Here is a 5,355-nt window from a genome sequence, read left to right as displayed (position 1 = left end):
CCAGCCGGACGCCGGCCGCCCCGGCGCCGCGGACCGTACCGGCCCGCCGACGGAGGCGCGTCCCGGGCCGGGTCGGTGACCCGGTGCCGGGCCGGTCGTCCGGGCGCGGCGAGCAGCAGCAGCGCCTTGGCCACCGCGCTGGTGAGGTCGTGGTCGGCGCCCTGGATCAGCCCCCGCGCCCCGGCGCTGATGGTGGCCGCGGCCGCCTCCGACTCCTCGGTGCCGAGCAGCAGCACGGCGGCCTGGGGCGCCCGGGCGAGCACCCGGCGCACGAAGCCGGCGCTGTCCGGTCGGGTGAGCGCGGTGTCGGCGAGCACGACGTCCACCGGACGCTCGGCGAGCCGCAACATCACCTCGGGATCGGAGACGGCGGTCCGGACGATCGCGGACAGTCCGAGTCGGGCCGCCGCGGAGGTCAGCTGCTGGGCCGCGGTCGGTGTCCGAACGCACACGAGAACGGTACGCACAGTGGTCTCCTCTCCGACTCAGAGCAGACCATGGCCGAGTCGCGTCGCGAGGAGGTTCCGGGCAATCATCCGAACTTTTCTGGCAGATGGGGCATATGCCGCGAGTTGTCCGAGGTTTTCGATCACAGATGTGTGAGCGCGGGAAAGCCCGGGTACCGAGACGCCAGGCCGGAACCGGTGCGCCTGCGCGGACCGCCGCCCGGTAGCTGGCCATGAAGGATTCTCCGCGGTGCCGCGCGGGAGGAGGGGTGCTGATGTCGAACGTACGTAGACTGCCCGGACCCATCGTCGATCTCTGGGACTGGCAGCGGCTCGGTGCCTGCCGGGGCCGGGACAGCGCCCAGTTCTTCCACCCGGACGGCGAGCGTGGCTCGTCGCGGCTGCGGCGCGAGTCCGGCGCCAAGGCCGTCTGCCGGGCCTGCCCGGTACGCGCCGAGTGCGCCGCGCACGCCCTCGCGGTCCGCGAGCCGTACGGCGTGTGGGGCGGGTTCAGCGAGTCCGAGCGGCTCCGGCTGCTCGCCCTCGGCTGGGAGGACCTGGCCGACCGCCGGCAGAGCCGGGTCGACATCGCCCGGCTGGAGGCCCGCCTCGGCCGGCCGCACAAGTCGGCGTGCCGGACCAGCGCAAGATCGCCTGACCCGACCCACCGCGACGACACCGACGACCGACGCCGCGCCCCGCCCCGGGGCGCGGCGTCGACGCCTCTCCCGGGTCCGCGGGGATGTCGTCGGCGTCGGCCGAGCGGACCGGGGCCGGTGCGACCGGCTTCCCACCCGGTGGCCGTGGGCACGCGTGGTGTGATGGGCGGGTGGAACTGCGGGAAATGCGGGCGTTCGTCGTGGTCGTCGAGGAGGGGAGCCTCTCCGCGGCCGCGCGGCGGTTGCACGTGAGTCAGCCCGCGCTGTCCCAGACCATGAACGCGCTGGAGCGACAGCTCGGCGTGCAGCTGCTGGTCCGCCGCAGTACCGGCGTGCAGGCCACCGAGGCGGGCATGACATTGCTCGCCGAGGCTCGCGCGGTGCTCTCCCGGCACGATCAGGCGGTGGCCGCCGTCGCCCGGCACACCGCCGCGGGCGACCGGGTGCTCAAGCTCGGGATCCCGCTGGAGCTCCCCACCGACCTGCTGTCCCGGCCGCTCGCCGACCTCGCCGCGGCCCACCCGGGTACCCGGGTCCAGGCCCGCCACATGTCCACCGCCGCCCAGTTCGCCGCGCTCCGCGCCGGCGAGATCGACGTCGGGCTGGTGCGGGAACACCCGATCGGCCCCGACCTGGACGCCGTCCTGGTCGTCGAGGAAGCGCTGGGCGTGCTGCTATCCGCCGACCAGGCCGCCGCCGTCGCCGGCCCCGACGGGATCCGGTTGGACGCGCTCGCCGGGCTGGACTGGGTCGGTTTCCCGCGCTCCGGGAGCCCGGCCTGGTACGACGAACTCACCGCGATCCTGCGCAGCCACGGCCTGGATCTCGGACCCGCCGCACCGGAAGGGCAGCAGCTGATCCCCGAGGTGAAACTCGCGGCGGTCACCGCCGGTGGGGCCTTCGCGCTGGCACCGCCCAGCTGGTCGCAACCGATCCCGGACTCGGTCACCTGGTCGCCGCTGGTCGGCCATCCCCTCGTCCGGCGTACCTGGGCGGTGTGGCCGGCCAGCTCCCACCGGCGCGACCTCGGTCGCCTCATCGCCGCTCTGGAGGTCCGGGGGCTGGAGCAGGTCCGATCGGCAGCCGACGCGGGTCGCTTATAGCGGCCATAAGTTGCTTGATCAGCTCGGCGGGAAAGCTTCAGCCGCCGTGCGACTTGCACCCACTGGTCGGGGCACGCCCGACCGAAGCCGCTCATCGCGGACCAGAATGTGGGTGGAGAACAATGACAGAACTGCATGGCAGGTCGGCGCTGGTGACCGGGGGTAACAGCGGCATCGGCCGGGCGGCTGCCGTCGCGCTGGCCAAGCTCGGTGCGCACGTCGTGATCTCCGGTCGCGACGAGGTCCGGGGAAACCAGGTGGTCCGGGACATCCGCGCCGCCGGTGGCCGGGCCGACTTCGTGGCCACTGAGCTGCGTGACGAGGCGTCCGCCCGGGAGCTCGCCGCTCGGGCCAGGGAGCTGGTCGGCCACGTGGACATCCTGGTCAACAACGCCGGGATCTACCCGTTCGGCCCGACCGACCAGACCAGCGAGCAGACCTTCGACTCGGTGTTCACGCTGAACGTCAAGGCGCCGTACTTCCTGGTCGCCGAGCTGGCGCCGGAGATGGCGAAGCGCGGCCAGGGCGCGATCATCAACCTGAGCACGATGGTCGCCGAGTTCGGCCTGGCGGGGATGGGCCTGTACGGGGCGAGCAAGGCGGCGCTGGTGCTGCTCACCAAGTCCTGGGCCGCCGAGTACGGGCCGCACGGGGTCCGGGTGAACGCGGTCAGCCCCGGCCCCACCCGGACGGAGGGCACCGCCGGGATGGGCGAGGACCTCGACCAACTGGCGGCCACGATCCCGGCCGGACGTCCGGGGTCGGCCGAGGAGATCGCCGAAGCGATCACCTTCCTGGCCACCGACCGGTCGAGCTTCGTGCACGGCGCGATCCTGCCCGTCGACGGTGGGCGCATCGCGGTCTGAGCCCGCTGCACACCACCGCGCGGCCCGGCCGGGGATGACCCGGGGGCGCGTCCGGCAGTCGCGCGCCGCCCCGGAAAGACGAGAGTCAACGGGGCCGATCCGACGCCGATCGCTGCTCGACGACCGCCAGCACCACCCAGGCGATCGCGCTGAGAGACACCGCCACGACCGGCGGCAGTCCCGCCAACGCGATCACCAGCGCGACGAGCGCCAACCCCGACTGGGTCAGCGCCACCGGGCGACTGACCGACAGGCTGATCCCGCGGTAGATGATGACGCAACCGGCCATCATCGCCAGCTGGCTGCCTCCCAGCAGCCGCCCGGCCACATCGTGCCCGGGGCCCGGATGTGCCGCCTCCTTCGCCGCCAACTCGACGGCGACACCCGCGGTCACGATCGCGGCGTAGACCAGCAGGTGACCGTAGGCGTAGAAGTAGCTCCGGACCACCGCCTCCCGCCCGGCGCGGAGCACCCGGTTGCCCGCCTCGCTGTCGTACGTGGCGACGAAATACACCCACCAGACTCCGCTGGCCATGATGAAGCCGCCGACCCCGATCGCCACCGCGGCCGGTCTTCAGCCGGTGGCGCCGATTCCGTTCGCGACCGCCAGGACGGCGTCCCCGAGCACGACGATGGTGAACAGACCGAACCGCTCCGGCATGTGGGACTTCTGCGTCGGCGCCCGGCGCACCACGGCGTAGGCCAGTGGTCCGGCGATGGCGGCGTTGACGACGAGTGCGACGCCCCAGACAAAGTACCGGGCGGGCACGGACACCAGGAGCGAGCAGAACCAGAGCACGGCGCCGATCAGGAAGCCGGCGGCGTTCCACCAGCAGAACTCCCGTGCCTCGACGTCGATCCGTCCGACGATCCCGTACGTCGCGGTGAGCATCGCCAGCAGCAGCCCGTACGCCACCGCGAACCGGTCCGCGTCGCCGGCCGACCAGTGGGGAAGGGAGGCTGACAGTGCCAGCACGCCCAGCATCGCGGCCAACTGCACGATCCGGCTCGGTGGGCGATCGTCGTCGAAGAGGTCGGCGAAGTAGGAAAAGCTGAACCACAACCACCAGATCGTGCTCATCAGACCGGCGAAGACCAGCACGCCGCGCGCCGACGGATCGTCCAGCAGCAACTGGCCGAGCCGGAACACCGCGACGACGAACACCAGGTCGAAGAAGAGCTCCAGCCAGCTGGCCCGCCGCGCCGCACCATAGCCATGGATCAACGAGCGCCTGCGGCCCCGCCCTGCCCCCACGGCATCAGGTTAGCGAGGGTCGGCCCCCAGATCCCCTGATTGATCGGTATGACCGCCGTCGGCGCCGGGTGCCCGACCGGTGGCTGACCTGCTCAACGTACGGTGACCTCGACGGCGTGCCAGCCGGTGGCGCCGTCCGGCTCGACCGGCCGCCGCTCCGCCGTCTGGGTGACGCCGTCGGCGTCCGTGGCCCGCACCTGGAGGGTGTGCTCGCCCGGGGTGGCGTCCCAGCGCCAGGACCACTGCACCCAGGTGTCCACCGACACCGTCGGGGCGAGCGTCGCCTCCCGCCAGGGGCCGCCGTCGACGCGTACCTCGACCTTGCGGATGCCCCGGTGCTGGGCCCAGGCCACCCCGGCGACCATCACCGGACCGGCGGTGAGCCGGTTGCGGGACCGGGGCGTGTCGATCCGCGACTCCGTCTTGATCGGCCCCTGCGCCGACCACCCGCGCGGCACCCAGTACGCGTCGAAGTCGGCGAAGCTGGTCAGCTCCAGCTCGGTGACCCACTTGCAGGCCGAGACGTAGCCGTAGAGCCCGGGCACCACCATCCGCACCGGGAAGCCGTGCTCGACCGGCAGCGGCTCGCCGTTCATCCCGACCGCGAGCAGCGCGTCCCGCCCGTCCCGCAGCACCGCCGTGGGGGTGCCGCAGGTCCAGCCGTCGACCGAGCGGCGACCACCTGGTCGGCACCCTCCTCCGGCTCGACCTCGTCGAGCAGCTCCTTGATCGGCACACCCAGCCAGCGCGCGTTGCCGATCAGGTCCCCGCCGACTTCGTTGGAGACGCAGGCCAGGGTGACGTACCGCTCCACCATGGCCGGGCGAGCAGGTCGGCGAAGCTCAGCTCGATCTCCCGGCGCACCCGGCCGTGGATGCGCAGCCGCCAGGTCGCCGGATCCACCTGCGGCACCACCAGCGCCGTGTCGATCCGGTAGAAGCCGGAGTTCGGGGTGACGTACGGGGCGAGCTGGGCCAGCGAGAGGTCGGCCCCGGCGGGCACCGCCGGCGCGGCGGCCGACGGGGT

The 5,355-nt window shown here is 72.9% G+C and carries 3 protein-coding genes and 3 pseudogenes; 3 read left to right on the top strand and 3 right to left on the bottom strand.

The genetic code is table 11. The annotated features are described in order from the left end of the window. Positions 1 to 467 (bottom strand): annotated as a pseudogene (locus JNW87_RS34125) (helix-turn-helix transcriptional regulator); the annotation flags it as partial. A gap of 254 nt (positions 468 to 721) precedes the next feature. Between JNW87_RS34125 and JNW87_RS40305 the strand changes: the two are divergent. From JNW87_RS40305 to JNW87_RS34110, 3 genes are all read left to right on the top strand, one after another. After that, positions 722 to 1,357 carry a WhiB family transcriptional regulator gene (locus tag JNW87_RS40305; RefSeq protein WP_305070481.1) on the top strand — a complete coding sequence of 212 codons (636 nt, stop codon included), beginning with the start codon at positions 722 to 724 and terminating at the stop codon, positions 1,355 to 1,357. Beyond that, entirely contained in the window at positions 1,276 to 2,208 is a 933-nt protein-coding gene (locus tag JNW87_RS34115; RefSeq protein WP_201749742.1) for a LysR family transcriptional regulator, read from the top strand. Before JNW87_RS40305 ends, JNW87_RS34115 begins: the two co-directional genes overlap by 82 nt. Before the next feature lie 122 nt (positions 2,209 to 2,330). Next, positions 2,331 to 3,074 (top strand): SDR family NAD(P)-dependent oxidoreductase, encoded by a 744-nt coding sequence (locus tag JNW87_RS34110; protein WP_109802948.1) that lies wholly within the window; start codon positions 2,331 to 2,333, stop codon positions 3,072 to 3,074. 85 nt (positions 3,075 to 3,159) lie between these two features. Here the strand turns inward: JNW87_RS34110 and JNW87_RS34105 are convergent. Both JNW87_RS34105 and JNW87_RS40010 read right to left on the bottom strand, forming a co-directional pair. Further along, positions 3,160 to 4,299 (bottom strand): annotated as a pseudogene (locus tag JNW87_RS34105) (low temperature requirement protein A). 122 nt (positions 4,300 to 4,421) lie between these two features. After that, positions 4,422 to 5,355, bottom strand: a pseudogene (locus JNW87_RS40010) (molybdopterin-dependent oxidoreductase); the annotation flags it as partial.

The sequence above is a fragment of the Micromonospora sp. ATA51 genome, assembly GCF_016802855.1.
Classification (GTDB): Bacteria; Actinomycetota; Actinomycetes; order Mycobacteriales; family Micromonosporaceae; genus Micromonospora; species Micromonospora sicca.
The sequence above is the reverse complement of the archived record's forward strand: the minus strand, read 5'-3'. Positions and strand labels throughout refer to the sequence as shown.

Coding starts and splice junctions, on each gene's coding strand:
- JNW87_RS40305 (WP_305070481.1), top strand. CDS start 722: ATGTCGAACGTACGTAGACTGCCCGGACCCATCGTCGATCTCTGGGAC.
- JNW87_RS34110 (WP_109802948.1), top strand. CDS start 2,331: ATGACAGAACTGCATGGCAGGTCGGCGCTGGTGACCGGGGGTAACAGC.